Raw genomic sequence first — 20232 nt, forward strand, 5'->3', positions numbered from 1 at the left:
CTATATTACGCGACGGCTACGATTTTTATAAGTTAGCGAGTCTGATTACTACATAAAAATGCCCGCCCAACATTGTGCTAGACGGGCATGCGCACTTATTCGCGCATTTTAGATGTGTTTTAATTATTACTTTTGCTTAGCAACATTTTCAGGTGTATCAATTTCAAATACGCCATAGCTCCAACCATGTCTGCGATATACTACAGATGGTCTCATAGTTTCTTTGTTTACGAACAAGAAGAAATCATGCCCGATAAGCTCCATCTCATACAAAGCCTCATCTATGCTCATAGGCTCTGCAATATGTAACTTACGACGAATCACAATAGGAGTGTCGCCAACACTTACTTCCACAGATTCACCAGGACCTAAATCGGAAGCAACAGCAGCATCTGCGCTATTAACCTCATTTTCTTCTGGCTCTTCAACAGTAGTCTCAATCTCAGGCTCTACAGCACCCATGTCTACAGGAGTCATTTCCGTATATCCACGACGATGATCCTTACGACGATCGCGAGTGCGACGCAAACGAAGCGTCAACTTATCAAGCGCCATATCTAATGCACTAAATTGATCAGTGCTAGAAGCTTCTGCGCGAATCACTGTGCTTCCTGCAACAACAGTAATTTCAACTCGCTTTGCTGTGTCAGCCTGCCTTGGATTGCCTTCATGAGTCAACACGATTTGCACGCGCTGCGCATCAGGCGCAATGGCGGTCACACGATTCATCTTACTTTCTACAACGTCACGGAACCTTTGATTAATCTGCGTATGACGACCAGTAATGACGATTTCCATGCGAAACCTCCCCATATAGACTCGAACCTTAAGCTCGATTTGTACAACCCGACTGCCACGATGCCGTCGGTTCTTCTATTATATCTGCTAAATCCATACAAACCTAGCGATTTATTAAATTAAAATAAAAAAATTAACGTTTATTACGGAATTTCTTATAAAATAACGAATTTTTTACGATATTAATATCATCTGCTATAATTGGGAAGGTTGAGGTTTCACGATGGCCGCGGTCACAATGTTCATTCGGAGTGGCTGAGGAACTTCCGGGCTCCACAGAGCACAATGGCGGATAACGTCCGCCCAGGGCGACCTGAGAGATAGCGCAACAGAGAATAGACCGCCTGAACGTTTCGTTCGGGTAAGGGTGAAACGGCGGTGTAAGAGACCACCGGACTTCTGGTAACAGTAAGCCGCATGGCAAGCCTCATTGGGAGCAAGGTCAAGCAGAAGACGCTTTAGAGCTGCTCGCTCAAGTCTTCGGGTAGACTGCTAGAGTTTGGCGGTAACGTCAAATCGAGATGGATGGCCATCCGCATGCACTTGTGTATGCGACAAAACCCGGGGTATGTGAAACCTCATCAACTCAACCAATAGCATATTTTCAACTTATATCGCTGATTCTTGGAGCGAAAGAAAAATCAGAAAATACTGCTAAGCATTTATTAAACGACGAATCTAAATCAATTTTTACGTTTGAATTATCAACTACCCCACATGTTTGCATACCAGCTTGCTGAGCTGAACATAAAGCTGTAGCAGAATCTTCAAAAACTACACATTTAGCTGGATCTACTTTAAGTTGATTAGCAATATCGATATACGTTTTAGGACTATGCTTACCTTTTTCAGATAAATCTTCTCCAAAATGAATAAAATCAAAACAATTAAAAATGCCAACTCTTTTTAAAGCTGGAATACACAAGCGTTTAGAAAGAGTTGTAACAAGAAAAAGCTTTATACCATTAGAACGCAAATAATACACATATTCATACGCGCCTTTTCTTAGCGGAAGATGATTAGCATAAGCGTCAAAAGCCATATCTGACCACTCCTTCATCAAATCTTCAGGAGCATCAGTAAATCCGTAATTTTTAATAACATATTCTGCAATTTGTCTAGGATTCATTGTTGCAGTCGTATTCGCAAAGATTGAAGGAACGTTCATACCACGTTTCGCAAAACTTACTCGATCAATATCATCCCAAACGCTTAAAGAATCAAGTAATGTGCCGTCAAAATCAAAAATCGCTGCAACAATAGACGAATTATTTTGTAAATCCATCAATGATCTTCCTACTTGCACTCAATAGCTCACGAGCATGTTCTAATGAAGTTTTTGATTCACTTCCATCAAGCATCCTAGCAATCTCTTGCTCACGCATCAAATCATTAAGCTCAATAACAGAAGTATCCGCAACTATAGCAGAAGAACTATTCTCACTATTCTCAACAAGATTTTTTTGTACTGCAAATTGTGCATCTGCAAAAGAAGCAACCTGAGCTAAATGAGTAACAACAATAACTTGAGCATGTTGAGAAAGTTGAGCCAAACGTTTACCGAGTTCTACTGCCGCAACACCACCAACACCAGAATCTACTTCGTCGAAAACAAATGTCATATTTTCTTCGTCGCAATCTGTCAACTTCGCAACAACAAGCTCAATTGCAAGCATAAGCCTACTTAATTCACCACCAGAAGCACTTTTGCTCATCGGCAAATCTGAAGAAGCAGGAAATGGTCGGAACAAAAACTCTACATCATCACATCCGTTAGAATCAAGCGGAATAGAACCAGATAAATCTTCGCAACGCCTATTTACACTGATAATTAATTGAGCACCTGGCATAGCCAAAGAATGTAATTCTTCACTAACTAAAGTGCCAAAATCATGAGCTGCATTTAAACGAGTTTTATATAATTCTTCAGCAAGTTTAAGAGCATCATCATATCGTTGAGCACACTTAGCACGCGCTTTGGCAATAGCTTCAGGAGAATCATCTAAATCTTCAAGTTCAAACTGAGCTTTTTCGGACCAATCAAGTACGTCATCTAATGTTGGACCCCACCTACGAGTTAAATCAGTAAGATCATGAATACGAGAATTTAAATCATCTAAATCTTTTTCACTTACATCGATATCCAACTGTTGAGCAAGCTGCATTACAATATCGTCAAGTTGAGCATGAATATCGTCAAGTTGATTTGCAATAGAATTGAAAGAATCATCTACACGAATATTTCGTAATGCTTGAGAAGCTTTATCTACAAGAAAACAAGCATCTTCAGATGATTCTGAAGCACCATAATCTATTTGACTGGAATCAAGGGATGCGAGCGCAATGCTCACTGCTTTAACAATTTGAGCAGAATTCTCAATTCTTTCTCTTTTTGCACGCAATTCCTTATCTTCATTAGGCAGCGGATTCACATCTCGTATTCTCGCTAACGATTCTCTAAGGTAATCTGCACGTTGTCGCGAAGAAGACGCTTGATTTTCTAGTCGATTACATGTTTCTTTAGCATCTTTCCACGCTTGATACGCACATGCGTATTGCTTAAGTAATTCACTATTTTTAGATACAGTATCAAGCAATTCGCGTTGTTTTGAATTTGTTGCTATACGTAATTGGTCACTTTGTCCATGAATAACTATCAATCGTGAGCATACTTGTTCAAGAACTGTTTTTGGTACTGCGAAACCAGAAATTGTTGCTCTTGAACGACCTTCTTGTGGTACTGTTCTAGAAACATACATATCTGATTTATTTTCGTCATTTTCTGAAGGCTCTAATTCAATACCGGATTTTCCAACAGCATCTATCAATTCACTTGTTTTAGGGATACTAAATATGCCTTGAACCCATGCTTCTTTAGCATTTGGAGAAATCCTTGCAACTTCTGCTTTGGATCCAGAAATAAGCTTGATAGCACTTAAAAGCATTGACTTTCCAGCGCCTGTTTCGCCCGTAATAGCTGTCATGTGAGACGAAGGAGTAATAAGCGCATGTGAAATTGGCCCAAGATTACGTATTTCTAACTCTTCAAGCACGCTGTACCTCGTTTTATAAATGCTATATTTAATATTATTTTCTACTTAAATAATTCAGTTTAAAGAATTATTATTGTGCTCACGCCACCCAACTATTGGCAAATCAAATTTTGTAACTAAACGCTTCGTAAAAGGAGCACCAGAAAGTCTAGCTAATAATAGCTCATCTTTTGATTGACGAACTTGAATCCTTGATCCTTGAGGAAGAGCGCGCTGTCTTCTACCGTCGCAACAAATCCAACCTCCAGAAGACGATTCATTAAGAATGTCAATAGTAAAAGTAGAACCGGCACCAATAATTAGAGGACGCGCAAAAAGAGCATGAGCAGCTAATGGCACTAATTGCAATGCCTCTACATTTGGCCACATGATTGATCCACCTGCTGAAAATGCGTAAGCTGTGGAACCAGTAGGAGTTGAAACTATTACACCATCGCAACCAAAAGATGACATTTCAACATCGTCTACTCGTATTGAAAGTTCTACCATTCGACCTCTGTCTTCGCGATCAAGAGTTATATCGTTCAACGCCCAATCACTTAAAGGCTCACTTTCGCCAGGAAGCCACACATCTACATGAGCTTCCATTCTCCTGTCAATAGTGTAATCCTTGTTTGCAATCCTACGAATAGCATCATTAATTTGAAAACTTTCAAATTCTGCCAAAAAACCAACATGACCAAGATTTATGCCGATAATTGGAACAGTAGTACAATGCACTAACTCAGCAGCCTGAAGCATGGTGCCATCTCCCCCAAGCACCACAACTATTTCCGTATTTTCATCAACTATACGAGTAGTTTTTTTAGCAAAATCAGACACAGAAGCACTGTTGAATACGTCAACAACGAATCCAGCTTTAATAAGTTGAGTCTTGACTTGATTTACCACATCACTATGAACATCGATTCTAGCGTGAGTAACTACAAGAGCACGACGAGCCGACGAAGCGGAATTAGTATCGAAATGTTCCTGCATATACAGCCCCTTCGTACTGTTTAAACACAACTACTACTATTGTAATTGTTAGGATACATATTGAAAAATGCTAAACATTCAATAATTAACTTACTTCTCGTAACGCGCATAAAGAAGATACTCCGTATTGCCATGCGTTCCTTCAATAGGAGATTCGCAAGAGGAGATAACCTTTAGACCGTTTTGATTTGCACAACTTTTTATTGTTTCTAAAGCTTTAATTCTTAAAGTCTCGTCAGTTACTATTCCACCTTTTCCAAGGTTTCCTTTTCCTACTTCAAATTGCGGCTTAACTAAAAGCACAATATCTGCATGCAATTGAGCTATTCTAGAAATTACTGGAATAACAAGCGTTAGAGAAATAAAAGAAACGTCCGAAACTATAAGATTTGGTTTATATGGCAAGTTCTCTTCGTACACATCTCGAATATTTACGCCACTCATTTCAATTACATGTGAATTGTTAGCTATTTTTGGATGCAATTGACCATGACCAACATCTAAAGCTATTACAGAATGAACACCTCTTTGCAAAAGAACGTCGCAAAAACCGCCCGTTGATGCACCTATATCTAGAGCTTTAGTTGATTTGGAAGTAGTTAAACCATTTTTAGAAAACGCTTCGAAAGCACCTTCTAACTTAAGTGCTCCACGAGAAACGTATCTAATACAAAATTGCGTATTTTTTGATTCGTCGATTGTTATTGTATGTGAATTGTTTACTAAAAATGAGGATTTCGTAATATTTCGATTGTCAACACTCACTACGCCAGCATGAATTAAACGCTGAGCAGTTGTCCTACTTTCTGCTAAACCACGACTAACCAAAGCGCAATCTAAGCGTTGTGAAATATTGCTATTTGAAAGTTTACTTAAATCCTCATTCACAGTCATAAGGAAAACTCCGGAAGAGTATAATTTTCCATATTTTCACCGCAATCTTGCAAGCTCCATGCCAGCGCACAAGCAGCTCTTAAAGCATTGCAATCGTTAGTGTTGTTAACTTCAATAATATTATTATTCACAACTCTTGCTATAGCATCTTCACAAGTAAAAGTACTACCGTTAACTCGTTCAGGAGCGTTGTGAGATTCGTTTAATCCTCGCAAGTCTTTAGAAACAAAACTTGGACGCAAATGTTTTGGCGCAAGCATAAGCATGCGAGGATCTGTAACTCCAGTAAGAACAAGTAGAGAAGCATAGCCTCCTCTTGTTCCAGCCTCAATATCAGTATCTAAACGATCTCCAACTGCTAATGAATACTCAATACTAATTACAGGATTCCCATACTCGTCTTTTTCAGTGTATTCTTCACATTCAGAATCATCATGCTTAGCATTAGCAGCAACCAAAAACCTTGCTTCATCATACATTGCAGATTCTGGTTTTCCAGCAGACGAAATAGGCTCTACACCCGTAGCATTAATAACAGCTTGAATCATGGAACCGCATCCAGGAGCAATACCATGCTCTCTTGGAATAGTTAAGTCGCGGTTAGTAACGAAATATTTTGCACCATGCTCAACAGCGAAAGAAACTTCCGCCATTTCTTGCCAAGTCATTTGAGGATACCAGCCTTGAATAACAGCTTTAGGATTATCTTCGCACGAATCTACGAGTTGTAATCCTACGCGTTGCACTTCTTGACGCAAATGTTCAGCGCCGAGAACAAGAACTTTGGATCCTTTCTCAACATTGCGAGCTACCATCCTTGCTGCAACAACAGAAGACGTTATAATCTGCCATGGTTCTACTTTTAAGCCAAAACTTTCCAGTTGTTTTGCAACAACAGATTGGAAACGCGAAGAATTATTAGTTGTGTATTCAATTGCCATTCCATTTTTTTGCGCAAACAAAATGGAATCAGACGCATATTCAACAGCATTTCCACCACGATATACAACACCATCTAAATCAAGCAGTGCTAGACGAAATGCATCGCTTAACGGACGATTACATGAAGAAAAATTCTTTTTCGTTTCAACTTGCATACTATACCTCATTTAAGTTTGCTAAACACTGCACTTAATTTAGATTCAAATTTTTCAAATATATTTTATAAATATCAACTCTCAAAGCAGCAAGTGCCCGGCTTACTTAAAAGCAGCCGGACGCAAATATTCAAATGTTACGAACTACTCTTCGTCAGCGTGAACAGCACTCATCTCGATTGTATCCGTATTATCCGCATTCTCAGAGTTACTTGTCTCTTCTGAGTCTTCTGAGTTTTCTAAATCTTCAGAATCTTCAGTTACTTCAGATTCTTCATCAGATTCTTCATCAGGAGCAAATTGAGCATCATCTTCACTCATGCCAATTTCATCCATCATGTCATCATTCAAATGCTCTAAATCATAGTCGATAACAATATCATCAGGATTTATATCTTCGTCATCAACATCAGCATACTGTTGCTCAAGCTTATCAAGCAAAGACTCTAATTCAATTGCTTCGTCACTACGCCCGGCTTCTTCCAAGAAGTATTGTTCTGCTTGAACTGCACGCATACGATACTCCCCAGGAAGACCCTTTGAACGACCCATTGCATGAACCAATTCAATAGCCTTATCAGCATGACCAGTATCAGCCAAAACACCTGCATAAACGAGGAACATTTCGGCTTTTACTTCTCCCCTTAAGGTTTTTGCTTCATCTGACATGCAAATTTCTAAAGCCTTATCTAGATTTCCCATACCGCGCTCGCAATCGGCAATAAATGGCAAATAATCAAGGTAGCCATTCATTCGCATTGCAGTGCGGAATTCCTTAGAAGCAAGCTTGTAATCGCCCTGACGATAGGCCACAAAAGCTAAAGTTTCGCGAGCAAAATCAATACGAGAAGCTTGCTTAGCAGCCCACTTTGCATGTTCTAATGCAAGTTCAGGATTTTCTTCTTGCAAAGTATAAGCTGCAAGAATATGAAGACCAATATTTTCAGCGTGTTCCTTTGAAAGACCGCGCAAACGCTCGCGATCTTCTTTAGAAAGCATTGCCCATTCCAAACCTTTTGGCATCTTAGGTTCACCAGGGCGACGTGCTGTATAAGGATTTTGAGATGGATAAGAAACAGTTCCGTCAGAATTGCGGCGTGGACCATCTTCAAAGCGGAAGTTACTACGCGAATTTGCGTGACGATCATCTCTGCGATCGTCACGACGATCAAAACGACGCTCATTATCTCTGCGCTCATCGCGACGATCGTCTCTGCGGTCATCACGGAAGCCGCCCTTAGAGCCTTTATGGAAATCTTTATGGAAATCGCCATTGCGATGGTTCTCACGACGACTATCCCTGCGATCGTCACGACGATCAAAACGATGTTCACCATCAAACTTCTTGTAGCGTGGGTTGCCACCTTCTTCACCAGAATGTTCAAAATCTCTAGAGCGGCGGTCATCGCGACGGTCATCTATACGATCAAAATGACGGTTACGATCAAAGCGACGATCATTATCGCGATTCTCTGAGCGGAATCCGTCCTTCTTAAAACTATTCTTCTTAAAACCACCGCGACGGTCATCTTTACGATCGTCATGACGGTTAAAACGACGATCACCCTCACGCTTTACGCCAGAGTGGAAGCTCTCTTCACGGTCATCATCATTACGGCGGAAACCACCCTTCTTAAAACCGCCTTTATGGAAACCATCCTTATGGAAACCACCGCGACGCTCGCTACTTTTACCACCATTGCGATGACCAAATCCACCACGTTCACCAAAAGATTTCTTACCACTCCGCGAGTGTTCGCGTTCTTCGCCCATTCTGGCATACCTCTCATCTATGTGCAATTTTATTACAAAATCACATTTTAATTATATTCATAAAACAACTAAACATCTGCTGAAGCAAGCTATAGCATACATCAAGCAGCAAGCTTACAACAGATGTATTTTTTAATACATCACAAACATTTATTAAGCGCGCTCTACGGCACCGATAGCTTTCTTGCCACGGCGAAGCAAAACGAAACGACCGTGCAAGAAAGAGCCCTCACTTAACACATCGTCGACACCACTTACACGTTCATTATTCAGATACAAACCGCCTGCTTCAATAGCACGACGAGCTTCGGAAACAGTACGTAACAGACCAGCGGCAACTGCAGCCTCAACAACACGGTCTCCAACTTTAGCTTTAGCGAAATCTAGACTACCGTCTTCAGCCTTAACCTTAACGCCATCTAAAGCAGCTTCAAGAGTCTGCTCATCAATATTGCAAAGATCACCACGTCCAAACAAAGCGGAAGAAGCTTCAATAGCCTGGCTCGTTAAATCTTCACCGTGAACGAAACTTGTAACTTCCCACGCAAGCACTCGCTGAGCTTCACGACTTCCAGGATCATCCTGAATTTGTTGAGCTAAACGATCAATTTCATCTTTTGGCAAGAAAGTAAACACCTTAAGCAACTTAACAACTTCATCATCAGGCTGATTGAACCAGAACTGGTAGAAGCGATAAGGGCTAAGCATAGAAGGATCAAGCCACATGGCATTACCTTCTGACTTACCAAACTTACGACCTTGATTATCTGTAATAATTGGGCTAGTAAACACGTTTACGGATGCGCCACGAACCTTACGAATCAAATCCATGCCGGAAGTGAGATTACCCCACTGATCCGAACCGCCAAGTTGCAAAGTTACGTCGTAATTATCAAACAAGTACAAGAAGTCGTTACCTTGCAAAACTTGATAACTAAACTCAGCAAAAGAAATACCTTCATCGGAATTTAAGCGACGAGCCACAATATCCTTAGAAAGCATTGTTCCAACTCGGAAGTTCTTACCAACATCGCGCAAAAAGTCGATAGCAGACATCTTAGAAACCCAGTCGTAATTGCTGACAAAACGAACAGGATTTTCACCATCAAGAGGCAAAATTCGACCAATCTGCTTACGCAAGCGTTCAGCCCAGCCAGCCACAATATCCTTAGAATTAAGAGTGCGTTCTCCGCTTTGACGAGGGTCACCAATCAAACCAGTAGCACCACCAACTAAAGCAATAGGATGATGACCTGCAGCCTGCAAGTGACGCATATTAATAAGCTGCACAAGATTACCAATATGCAATGAAGCAGCAGTAGGATCGTAACCGCAATAATACGTTAATGGTTCTCCGTCAAGCGCTTGAGCAAGCTGCTGCTCATCAGTAGATTGTGAAATTAATCCACGCCACTTAAGCTCTTCAAACAAAGAAGCAAAACCTGCTTCCTTGTAGTTCCTGACCTGAGCCATTCGTATCTCCTTAATACAGAATACCGATAAATATCGGGCGCTTTGCGCGTCCACAAGCCTTTCAATTTTTGCAGCACATGGCGACACGCATAATAAAAAAGTGCCAAATATTATAAAGTACAATATTTGGCACTATAACGTGACAGCTAATAATCTAATTTTAAAATTATTTTATAGGCGAGATATAAGCAGAACCATCGCTTTTTGAATTTGCAAATTTATAATAATTATCCATTGCATTTTCAGCCTCTACAATTTGCTCTTTAACTCGCGCGAAGGCTGTACCGCCACGACCGCATCTGGCAGACACAGATCCAGCACTAGTCAATATTGTTCTGATATTCGCAATTTCTGCGCTATCAACAAAACCGCTTAGAATATTTGAAAAATCATCATCGCTTAAATCAGCAAGATCTCCCCCAATTTCCTCAGCTCGCTTTACACACAAACCAGACAAAGTATGAGCATTACGGAATGGAACACCCTTTTTTACAAGCCATTCTGCAATATCTGTAGCAAGAGCGAAACCAGTAGAAGACTGTTCATAAAGTCTATTTAGATCAAATTTCATAGTTTCTACCATTCCAGCAAAGGCTGGAAGAAGCACTTCTAAAGTGTCAATTTGATCAAAAACAGCTTCTTTATCTTCTTGCAAATCGCGAGCATAAGCAGTAGGAAGACCTTTAAGAGTTGCCATTAAACCAGTTAAATCGCCTATTAATCTACCAGCTTTACCGCGAGCAAGTTCAGCAATATCTGGATTCTTTTTTTGAGGCATAATCGATGAGCCAGTTGAATAAGCATCATCTAAACGAACAAATGCAAATTCTTGAGTATTCCAAATAATAATTTCTTCACTTAATCGTGATATATCAACGCCAATCATTGCTGCGATGAATGAAAATTCTGCGACTAAGTCTCTACTTGCAGTTGCGTCTATAGAATTAACGCAAACTTTAGAAAAACCAAGCTCTTTAGCTACTTCTTCTGGATTAAGACCAAGAGTATTGCCTGCCAAAGCGCCTGCTCCATAAGGGCTTTCATCTGCACGCAAATCCCAATCTATGAAGCGATTTACATCTCGTAAAAGCGGCCAAACATGTGCCATTAACTGATGCGCAAGCAAAATTGGTTGAGCATGTTGCATGTGAGTGCGCCCCGGCATCACCGCGTCTTTTGCATTTTTTGATTGATTCAGCAACGCTTGGCAAACTGACAACAATAATGATGCAATAATGCGCGCATGCCTACGCAAAAACATACGTATTAAAGCTGCAATTTGATCATTTCTAGAGCGACCTGCACGAAGCTTTCCGCCAAGCTCATTTCCAGCAATTTCAAGTAAACCGCGCTCTAATGCTGTAGCTTCATCTTCATCTTCCTCAATGGGTGCGAAAGTTCCGTCATCTACATGCTTTTGCAATTCATCTAATGCACAAGATAAATCAGCATACTCTTTTTCGTTAAGAAGACCTGCACGATGCAACGCATGCGCATGAGCTCTAGAACCAGCAATATCATCATCCGCTAATCGCCAATCAAATTGTGTGGACTTGCTTAGTTTCGTCAGCTCTGCTGAAGGACCTGAACTAAATCGTCCACCCCACAATGCAATAGGGTGATTAGTATTATTACTTTCATTATTTTCTAGTTCTGCGGCTGCTGCTTTTGTTGCATCGTGCATAGTTTATTACCTTTATATCTTTTTTATATATCGTATTAGTTGTTGTCTGCAACGCGCATATCTCTTGCTGCTGCAACCTTGCTAGACAATCCGTAGATTTCAATGAATCCATTGGAAGCACGCTGATCAAATGTATCTGAAGAATCATACGTTGCTAAATTAAAGTCATACAATGATTCCTCAGAACGACGTCCAGTAACTACAGCTTTGCCAGCATACATAGTCATTCGAATCTCTCCAGAAACATGCTCTTGAGTTTCATTAATAAATGCGTTAAGAGAACGCACAACTGGAGAGAACCACTGACCATCATAGACAAATTCAGCCCACTTTTTATCAAGAGCACGCTTTAACCTATGCTGCTCACGCTCCAGGCAGCAATTTTCAAGCTCTTGGTGTGCAACAATTAAAGCTTGAGCACCTGGAACTTCGTACAATTCACGAGATTTAATTCCTACAAGACGATCTTCAATAATATCGATTCGTCCAATTCCTTGCGCTCCAGCTCTTGCATTCATTTCTTCAATTGCTTGCAAAGGCGTTACGCTATGACCGTCAATTGCGACTGGAATACCTTTTTCAAAAGTAATTGTAACTTCATCCGGTTCTTGAGATTCAAGAGGATTTTGCGTATAAGAATAGCACTCTTCAGTCGGAGCATTCCATGGATCTTCTAGGAAACCGGTTTCAATTGCACGACCCCACACGTTTTGGTCAATCGAATATGGGCTTTTCTTGCTTTGTTCAATTGGAAGCTTGTGCTCATTAGCGAATTCTATTTCAACATCACGAGTAAGTGACAAGTCTCGAATTGGGCTAATAGCTTTTAATTCTGGATCCAAAGATTGGATTGCAACTTCAAAACGAACCTGATCGTTTCCTTTGCCGGTGCAACCATGCGCAATTGTGTCTGCATCAAATTGATGAGCTGCATTCACTAAGTGGCGAGTAATCAAAGGCCTAGAAAGAGCAGAAACCAATGGATACACGTCTTCATACATTGCGTTAGCTTTTAATGCAAGCATGCAATAATTATCTGCGAATTCTTCGCGAGCATCGACAACATATGCCTCAACTGCACCACAAGCCAAAGCACGATTCTTAATTACTTCAAGTGCTTCACCGCCTTGACCAACGTTTAGCGACACAGCTACAACGTCTTGACCTGTTTGCTCTTTAAGGTATGGAATTGCTACCGAAGTATCGAGGCCACCTGAATACGCCAAGACAATACGTTTTTTATTAGTCATTGTGACCTCCCAGGTCATGTATTGAATAAATAAACAATAAAGAGCATATTATACATCTAAAATAAAATCAACAGATGCGCCAAAAAATTATTATATTTTTACCATCTTCGAAGGGTTATTATAAAATATAAAAAATATATCAATTATAGTTATACATATAAAAACGCGCGCAGCTCAACAATGCACTGCACGCGTATAAATCTTTTCGTTACTGCAAAATTATTTTTTTAATACAATATTTAATTAAATAGCCACAATATTTTTTAATAAATTGTTTAACGAGAAGCTACTGAAAGCATCCAATTTGCTCGATTTTCAGCTTCTTCATTTGAAACGCAAACCATAATAACTGTATCATCTCCAGCAACTGATCCTAAAATACCTTTCAAAGGCTGACGATCTATAACACTTGCAACGTATTGTGCTGCACCTGATGGAGTATGAATAACAACAATATTATTTGCGTGTCCAACTTCAGTGACAAGACCTGCTAAAGTGCGAGCAACTTGCTGATCAATTCGCACAGTATCCATAGCATGACGATTGCCAGTACCATCGCCAAGCACATACGCAATCCTGCCATCCGTCAATCGAATTTTAACGGCATTTAACTCATCTAAATCTCGGCTCAAAGTAGCTTGAGTAACATTAAAACCATGACGCGCCAACACTTTAGCGAGTTGAGATTGAGAAGTAATCACTTCTGCCAGTAACGCTTGTTCAATAGCGTTTAAACGCGCTGCTTTTGTTGCAGGACGTTGCTGTTTTATTGACACTTCGTTATTTGATTCTGCATCCGTTTCTGGATTCATCATAATTTTATCAAAACCTTTCATAAACATATTTTCAATTAAATATATACGAATATGTGTATACATATCTACATGCATAAAAAAATTATTTATGTGTTCTTCGTCACACATATCTATTATGCACGAAAAATGCTATATTTTATTTAAAAAATAGATGTTACTTTACATAAAAAGAAAAAGAGTTAATAATACAATAAATGCGATTATGCATACTATTATTAGAACGTATGCACAATCGCATTAACTAAAATATATTATATTTTACACTCGCAAAGTTGCGTGCAAGACTTCAGCAGCATCCGTAATCTTCTTACGAACTTCTTCCATCTCTTCGCCAGAAAGTGTTCTATCATTTGCTCGGAACGTTACGGAATAAGCAAGAGAACGCAAACCTTCTCCAAGCTGCTCACCCTCATACACATCGAACAACTCAACAGATTCAAGCAAATCTCCAGCAGACTTTTCAATAGCAGACTGCAATTCATTTGCTTTCAACTCAATTGGTGCAGTGAAAGCGAAATCTTGCTTTACAGGAGGGAAAGTCGAAATTGGTTTAGCTTGAACAGGCTTCATAAGCATATTCTTAAACAATTCAGTTAAATCAAGCTCGAATGCTGCAGAATGCTTAGGTAAATCTAATGCTTCACAAACATGTGGATGCAATTCGCCAACAACACCGAGATTGACGCTTGAACCATCTTCAGCAAGAACACAAACTTGAGCACTACGACCAGGATGCCAAGAAGATGGAGCATCTTGAGCTTTAAACTGTTCGAGAATGAACTTAACACCAATTCTCTTACCAACTCGCTGGAGTGCTTCAACAGCATCGCTCCAATCAACATCTCTATGAGTACCAAGCCAACCAGTTTCTTCAGCATGACCAGTTAGCAAAGCAGCAACATGCAAAGGTTGTTCCGGTAATCCAGCATCCAACGCAGCAAGCTCAGCATTAGAAGGTCTAACAGAACCAGGTAATGCAGGAATTGCAGGAGCATTTGGATCGCTAAAGTACACATGACCAAGCTCATACATGGAAATATCTGTTAAACCACGATGAAGATTGCGTCGAACAGTACCAGCCAAAGTCATCAAAACAGAACGACGAAGCCAAGGCCTGTCTCCAGCTAAAGGATTAGCAATACGAACACTTACTTCAGCAACTTCATCCACATTTTGACGGAAAGCTTTAATATCTTCCTCACCAACAAATGGATAGCTTAAAGATTCAACAAAACCAGTTTCCGCTAACTCATAAGCAATAGCTCGTCTAGTTTGCTGTTGCGCAGTTAAGCCAGTTCGACCAGTAACAGGAACAGCAGGAACCTTAACAGGAATCTCATCATATCCAACAAGTCGAGCAATTTCCTCTACTAGATCGCAAGGCTCATTCAAATCAGGACGCCAAGTTGGAGGAAGAACGGAGAAGGATCCATTGCCACCACCAGCAACAGAGCAACCAATATCGGTAAGAATATCGCTAATGCGATTCAAATCAACATCCAAACCAGCAACTCGCTGCACTTCATTAGCTTTAAACACAATCACATTTCGCGACTGAGTATTATTGACATCACACGGCGATGTAGATGGCTTAGCTCCACCAAACTGTTCCAAAAGATTTGCAGCCATTTGTGCAGCTGCTGGCTGCAATTGGGTATCAACGCCACGCTCAAAACGACGAGAAGCCTCAGAAGGAATCTTATGTCGACGAGCAGTACGAGCAATTGAAACGGGATCAAAGTGCGCTGCCTCAATCAAAATATTTTTCGTTTCACTCGTAACTTCGCCATACATGCCGCCCATAACACCTGCTAAGCCAAGCACGCGTGAACCATGGTTTCCACGAGGAGAATCGCAAATAACTAAATCCTCAACATGCAATTCATGATCTTTGCCATCCAAAGTCGTAAGATGTTCGCCCTCATGTGCACGACGAACTACAATTGGACCTTCAATTTTGTCTAAATCATAAGCATGAAGAGGTTGACCCAAATCAAGCATGACATAATTAGTGATATCAACAGCAAGAGAGATACTGCGCATACCTGCACGCGTTAAACGACGCTGCATCCAACGTGGGCTTGCACAAGTGGAGTCAAAACCGTGTACAGCACGCGCATAATATCGATCACAACCAGGTACACCATGAATTGGATTAGTATCTTCAATACTCACGTCAATATCTGAAGTCTTGTGACCTTCATCGTTAATTTGCGATACCTGCTCATTCAACTTTGAAACAGGATCCGTATAAACAGCACCAGTTGAATGATGATATTCGCGAGCAACACCACGATAAGAGAAAGCATATCCACGATCAGGCGTTATGTTAATCTCCAAAATCGGCTTATTAAGATGCAACAACTCCATTACGTCGTCGCCAGGCTTCAACTCATCATATTCAGCCTTAGAGAAGCCATATTCACGCAACAAAATAATGCCATTGTGGCTATCTCCCAAACCAAGCTCACGCTCTGAAGCACACATACCGTCAGAAATATGACCGTAAGTCTTACGCGGCTCAATCTTAAAATCTCCAGGCAGAACAGCACCAGGAAGAGTTACAACAACCTTTTCACCGGCAGCCATATTAGGAGCACCGCAAACAATGCCACGAGGAACTTTCTTGCCGTTCTCGTCAACATCGTTGTATTTATCTCCAACATCAACATGGCACCAATTAATAGTTTTGCCATTTTTCTGCGGTTCAGGAGTAGCGTCAACTACGTAACCGACAACAATTGGACCGGTAACTTGAGAAGTATGAATTTCTTCTTCCTCTAGACCAACACGAACTAAATCTTTAGCAAGCTGTTCGTAAGTTAAACCTTCTGGCACTTCAACATGATCTTTGAGCCAGTCAATATCTACCATTGGCATGAGTTTTACTCCCCCATTACAAACTGTTCACTGAAGCGCTTATCGCCTTCAACCAAATCATGCATATCGTTAATATCGTGGCGAAGAAGCAGAGTCCTCTCCAAGCCGACACCAAAAGCAAAACCGGTATACACTTGTGGATCTAAACCTGCAGACTTCAACACATTAGGGTTAACCATTCCGCAACCGCCCCATTCAATCCAGCCTGGACCGCCCTTTTTATCTGGGAACCAAAGATCCAGCTCAGCACTAGGCTCAGTAAATGGGAAGTAGCTTGGTCGCAAGCGGCTCTTTGCATCTGGACCAAACATCGCAACAGCTAAACGATCGAGAACACCCTTTAAATCAGCCATTGTTAAATGCTTATCTACAGCCAAAGCTTCACATTGATGGAAAACTGGAGTATGTGTTGCATCCAGTTCATCAGTGCGGAACACTCTACCAGGAGAAGCAATATACAGAGGAACTCCACGCTCAATTAACGCACGTACTTGATCAGAAGAAGTTTGCGTGCGCAAAACCATATTTGAACCGACAAAGCCTGCAGCATCCTTAGCTTGATTACCCTGAACGTAGAAAGTATCTTGCATTTGACGCGCAGGATGATCCGGACCAAAGTTCAATGCATCAAAATCAAACCATTCAGTTTCAACTTCTGGACCTGCAGAAATCTGCCAACCCATAGACACAAAGAAGTCTTCAAAATCCTCAATAATACGAGCAATAGGATGACGAGCACCTAAAGGCTTACGATTAATTGGAAGAGTCATATCTACAGTTTCTGCAGAAAGCATGTTAGCCTCTTCAACAGCTTTAATTCGCTCTGTAGCTTCTGCAAAAGCTCGACCAAAATCAGCTCGCAAAGTTGACATCACCTTGCCAACTTCCTTCTTTTGATCCGCAGGCAAAGAACCAATTGCTTTACTTGCAACAGTCATCACTGACTGCGCGCCAGCATACTTAGTTTTAACAGCCTTCAGCTCTTCCATAGTTTGAGCAGCTGTAACGCTAGCAATACCTTCTTTTACTGCTTTACTTACAGCTTTAATATCGAATGGCTTATTATCGGTCACAGCACCTTTCCTATCTGTGTTATACGTATATTCATTGTTTATATACGCTATTGCAAAATATTGCCCAAAGCTATATTTTTCGCTCATGACTCGACATAGCCAAGCCCATAAGCATTACTGCTGCACTTGTTGCAAGGTTCATTGATTCCGCTTTTCCATATATTGGAATTATTGAAATATCGTCAACCTGCTGTAATACTTCTTTAGGTAAGCCTCTAGCTTCATTACCAAATAAAATAGCCAAAGAACTGCTAATAACCTCGGAATTGACTAAAATTTTTGGAAATGGCACAGGTTTAATCTTGTCAGTTCCGTAAATATCAGCTGCAATAACTCGAATATTTGCTTTTGCAGCGCATTCGAACCAGTCTTGAACGCTTAATTGCACTACAGGAAGATGAAATAGTGAGCCAGCAGTCGAACGCACAAGCTTAGCATTCCAACGACTTACGCAATCATCAACAAAAACAACAGCATCGCATCCAGCAACATCTGCAACACGAATAATAGCACCAGCGTTGCCAGGATCTCTTACCTGCCAGCAAGCTGCAATACGAAGAGGCTTAAAATCGTTTTTTACTTTTACTTGTGCTGATTGCTGTAAATTTTTAAACTCACTAAAATAAATATCGTCCAAAGATTTCGAATTAGCAACCGCAACAATTCCCTGTGAATCAGCACTAATTTTTTGCATAATACTTGATTCAACAGGATGAACATATAAATCTTTAGATAACGCTTCTTTAATAATTGCTTTCAAAGAAGAAGATTGGTTAGTTTCTTCTTCATTATTTATACAGGCATCTTTAGTGACGTAAATATCACTTATTGAATCTGAAGCGTAGCGAACAGCCTCACGCACACTTTGCGGACCTTCAACTAAAAAACGCTGCAAATCATGCGACTTTGCGCGACCTAAAGAAACGAGTCTGCGCACGCGCTCACTGTGAGCATTATCAATTAGTTCTTTTAACGGCATAAATATAACTTTACTTCAAAAACAATTACGACACAGGAAATACGCATTCACGTATTTATGCAAACTTGTCACGTTCTTTGCAACAAGACTTATAAGCAAAACCTTAGAAACTCTATTCATGATGCTCTGAAGCACTAGAAGTGGTATAACCCTTAGGCTCAAGTTGGAAAGTAGTGTGAGAGACAGAAACAGGAAAATGCTCGCGCAAGCAGTCCTGAAGCTGGGAAAGCACTTGAGAGCATTGAAACATTGTCATATTAGGATCCACAACAACATGTGCCATAAAAATCGGCATACCAGTAGAGACAGTACTAGCGTGCAAATCATGAACTGCAAGAACATGAGGAACATGCTCTAGATGTTCACGAACTTTGTTTAAATCAAGACCTTCAGGAGTCTGCTCAAGAAGAACCTTAACAGCATTCTTAAGAAGCTTTAACGCACGAGGAATCATAAGAAGCGCAATAATACCGCCAGCTAAAGCATCAAAACCTACCCAACCTGTACTCATCATTACAATAGCTGAGACTACAACTGCAACAGATCCAAGAGCATCGTTCATAACCTCAAGAAAAGCAGCACGCATATTCATATTGTCTTGCGATTGAGACATAAGAATTACAAGAGAACCTAAATTCGCAGCTAAACCAAGGACACCAAAGAATAGCAGCTGATTTACATCGCGAATGCCTTGATGTCCACTACCAAAAAGACGCATTCCAGCTTCAACAAGAGCATACACTCCTACAAGCAGTAAAATAAGAGCTCCCGCAGCAGCTGTAATAACTTCAAGACGCGCCCAACCCCACGTGCGCTTACTATTTGGACGACGACGCATAAGAATTGCAGTAACTGTTGAAGCTGCAAGAACGGAAATGTCTGTAAGCATATGACCTGCGTCTATAAGCAGCGACAAAGAATTGGTTATGAAAGAACCAATTACCTCAGCAAAAAACACAGTTGCAGTAAGAGAAAGCGTAAGAAGCAAACGATGCTGATGCGCATGACTTGCGTGAATTGCTTCTGCTTGGGAAGCTGCGTTGGCATTGTTGTAATTAGTATCGAAAGAGTTGGCATTTGCATTCGCACTGCTTGAGTGTGAATCAGTGTCACTAGTTCGAATTACATCGTTATGATTATGCACTTTCCAGCCTCCTAAAATATTAAAATATTTGGACGATATTGTTTCTCAATATCATTCGCATTTTGCCTTATACGTAATGAACCCCAGCCTAAGCCGGGGTTCAAATTGCTAAACAGTCATATCTACAACTATGTAATCACACACCGTCAACATAAGCGTGTAAGCGAAAACTGACAAACTGAAACTGTAAGCGGAATCTGGTCATTCCCCCAAACCTACAGCGTATAACAAGTTGCCCACGCTCGTCTGATCTGCCTGCTTTCCGACAGTAACGCAGTACCGTTTCTGCACCAATGTCTCATTTCGTTGGTTTTGAGACACTCGCGCAGATTGCATGCTGC

At 40.7% G+C, this 20232-nt stretch carries 15 protein-coding genes and 1 other RNA gene; 1 reads left to right on the plus strand and 15 read right to left on the minus strand.

The features are described 5' to 3' along the window. Positions 1-126: 126 nt before the first annotated feature. Positions 127-798, minus strand: a complete 672-nt coding sequence (gene hpf / locus HXT59_RS05270) for a ribosome hibernation-promoting factor, HPF/YfiA family (RefSeq protein WP_004106803.1) — start codon at positions 796-798, stop codon at positions 127-129. A 211-nt stretch (positions 799-1009) separates the two neighbouring features. On the opposite strand from hpf, the gene rnpB reads away from it, so the two are divergent. After that, an RNA gene (gene rnpB / locus HXT59_RS05275) (RNase P RNA component class A) lies at positions 1010-1383 on the plus strand. Positions 1384-1402: 19 nt separating this feature from the next. Here the strand turns inward: rnpB and HXT59_RS05280 are convergent. The 14 genes from HXT59_RS05280 to HXT59_RS05345 all read right to left on the minus strand — a co-directional run bounded on the left by HXT59_RS05280 (position 1403) and on the right by HXT59_RS05345 (position 19891). Further along, positions 1403-2083 carry an HAD family hydrolase gene (locus HXT59_RS05280; RefSeq protein WP_004111448.1) on the minus strand — a complete coding sequence of 227 codons (681 nt, stop codon included), beginning with the start codon at positions 2081-2083 and terminating at the stop codon, positions 1403-1405. Then, positions 2067-3851 (minus strand): DNA repair protein RecN, encoded by a 1785-nt coding sequence (gene recN / locus HXT59_RS05285; RefSeq protein ID WP_004111446.1) that lies wholly within the window; start codon positions 3849-3851, stop codon positions 2067-2069. Before recN ends, HXT59_RS05280 begins: the two co-directional genes overlap by 17 nt. 54 nt (positions 3852-3905) lie before the next feature. Then, on the minus strand, positions 3906-4829 hold the full coding sequence (locus tag HXT59_RS05290) for an NAD kinase (RefSeq protein ID WP_004111445.1): 924 nt from the start codon (positions 4827-4829) through the stop codon (positions 3906-3908). A gap of 90 nt (positions 4830-4919) precedes the next feature. Beyond that, positions 4920-5723 (minus strand): TlyA family RNA methyltransferase, encoded by an 804-nt coding sequence (locus HXT59_RS05295; RefSeq protein ID WP_102703055.1) that lies wholly within the window; start codon positions 5721-5723, stop codon positions 4920-4922. Continuing rightward, the gene (locus tag HXT59_RS05300; protein WP_102703054.1) at positions 5720-6820 is read right to left on the minus strand and encodes an HAD-IIA family hydrolase; all 1101 of its coding nucleotides are present in this window, start codon (positions 6818-6820) and stop codon (positions 5720-5722) included. The genes HXT59_RS05295 and HXT59_RS05300 overlap by 4 nt, the downstream gene beginning before the upstream one ends. 144 nt (positions 6821-6964) lie before the next feature. Continuing rightward, positions 6965-8593: a hypothetical protein gene (locus tag HXT59_RS05305; RefSeq protein WP_421784253.1), complete on the minus strand. Its 1629-nt coding sequence runs from the start codon at positions 8591-8593 to the stop codon at positions 6965-6967. A gap of 153 nt (positions 8594-8746) precedes the next feature. Continuing rightward, complete coding sequence (gene tyrS / locus HXT59_RS05310; protein WP_116773756.1) at positions 8747-10066, minus strand: tyrosine--tRNA ligase; 1320 nt, start codon at positions 10064-10066, stop codon at positions 8747-8749. 166 nt (positions 10067-10232) lie between these two features. After that, a complete protein-coding gene (argH, locus tag HXT59_RS05315; protein WP_415693749.1) occupies positions 10233-11750 on the minus strand; it encodes an argininosuccinate lyase in 1518 nt (505 codons plus the stop codon). A gap of 35 nt (positions 11751-11785) precedes the next feature. Further along, positions 11786-13000, minus strand: a complete 1215-nt coding sequence (locus tag HXT59_RS05320) for an argininosuccinate synthase (protein WP_103014002.1) — start codon at positions 12998-13000, stop codon at positions 11786-11788. Positions 13001-13275: 275 nt separating this feature from the next. Continuing rightward, on the minus strand, positions 13276-13815 hold the full coding sequence (locus HXT59_RS05325; RefSeq protein WP_032842537.1) for an arginine repressor: 540 nt from the start codon (positions 13813-13815) through the stop codon (positions 13276-13278). A 258-nt stretch (positions 13816-14073) separates the two neighbouring features. Continuing rightward, the gene (pheT, locus tag HXT59_RS05330; RefSeq protein ID WP_103014001.1) at positions 14074-16695 is read right to left on the minus strand and encodes a phenylalanine--tRNA ligase subunit beta; all 2622 of its coding nucleotides are present in this window, start codon (positions 16693-16695) and stop codon (positions 14074-14076) included. 5 nt (positions 16696-16700) lie between these two features. After that, the gene (gene pheS / locus HXT59_RS05335) at positions 16701-17768 is read right to left on the minus strand and encodes a phenylalanine--tRNA ligase subunit alpha (protein ID WP_033888768.1); all 1068 of its coding nucleotides are present in this window, start codon (positions 17766-17768) and stop codon (positions 16701-16703) included. A 70-nt stretch (positions 17769-17838) separates the two neighbouring features. After that, entirely contained in the window at positions 17839-18747 is a 909-nt protein-coding gene (locus tag HXT59_RS05340) for a TrmH family RNA methyltransferase (RefSeq protein WP_102703049.1), read from the minus strand. A 112-nt stretch (positions 18748-18859) separates the two neighbouring features. Further along, positions 18860-19891, minus strand: coding sequence for a cation diffusion facilitator family transporter (locus tag HXT59_RS05345; protein ID WP_421784254.1), 1032 nt, complete (start codon positions 19889-19891; stop codon positions 18860-18862). Positions 19892-20232 lie beyond the last annotated feature (341 nt).

Source organism: Gardnerella sp. KA01001 (assembly GCF_049244025.1).
Taxonomy (GTDB): domain Bacteria; phylum Actinomycetota; class Actinomycetes; order Actinomycetales; family Bifidobacteriaceae; genus Bifidobacterium; species Bifidobacterium swidsinskii.

Coding starts and splice junctions, on each gene's coding strand:
- HXT59_RS05325 (WP_032842537.1), bottom strand. CDS start 13,815: ATGATGAATCCAGAAACGGATGCAGAATCAAATAACGAAGTGTCAATA.
- HXT59_RS05295 (WP_102703055.1), bottom strand. CDS start 5,723: ATGACTGTGAATGAGGATTTAAGTAAACTTTCAAATAGCAATATTTCA.
- tyrS (WP_116773756.1), bottom strand. CDS start 10,066: ATGGCTCAGGTCAGGAACTACAAGGAAGCAGGTTTTGCTTCTTTGTTT.
- HXT59_RS05300 (WP_102703054.1), bottom strand. CDS start 6,820: ATGCAAGTTGAAACGAAAAAGAATTTTTCTTCATGTAATCGTCCGTTA.
- HXT59_RS05320 (WP_103014002.1), bottom strand. CDS start 13,000: ATGACTAATAAAAAACGTATTGTCTTGGCGTATTCAGGTGGCCTCGAT.
- HXT59_RS05290 (WP_004111445.1), bottom strand. CDS start 4,829: ATGCAGGAACATTTCGATACTAATTCCGCTTCGTCGGCTCGTCGTGCT.
- HXT59_RS05280 (WP_004111448.1), bottom strand. CDS start 2,083: ATGGATTTACAAAATAATTCGTCTATTGTTGCAGCGATTTTTGATTTT.
- hpf (WP_004106803.1), bottom strand. CDS start 798: ATGGAAATCGTCATTACTGGTCGTCATACGCAGATTAATCAAAGGTTC.
- argH (WP_415693749.1), bottom strand. CDS start 11,750: ATGCACGATGCAACAAAAGCAGCAGCCGCAGAACTAGAAAATAATGAA.
- HXT59_RS05340 (WP_102703049.1), bottom strand. CDS start 18,747: ATGCCGTTAAAAGAACTAATTGATAATGCTCACAGTGAGCGCGTGCGC.
- HXT59_RS05305 (WP_421784253.1), bottom strand. CDS start 8,593: ATGGGCGAAGAACGCGAACACTCGCGGAGTGGTAAGAAATCTTTTGGT.
- pheT (WP_103014001.1), bottom strand. CDS start 16,695: ATGCCAATGGTAGATATTGACTGGCTCAAAGATCATGTTGAAGTGCCA.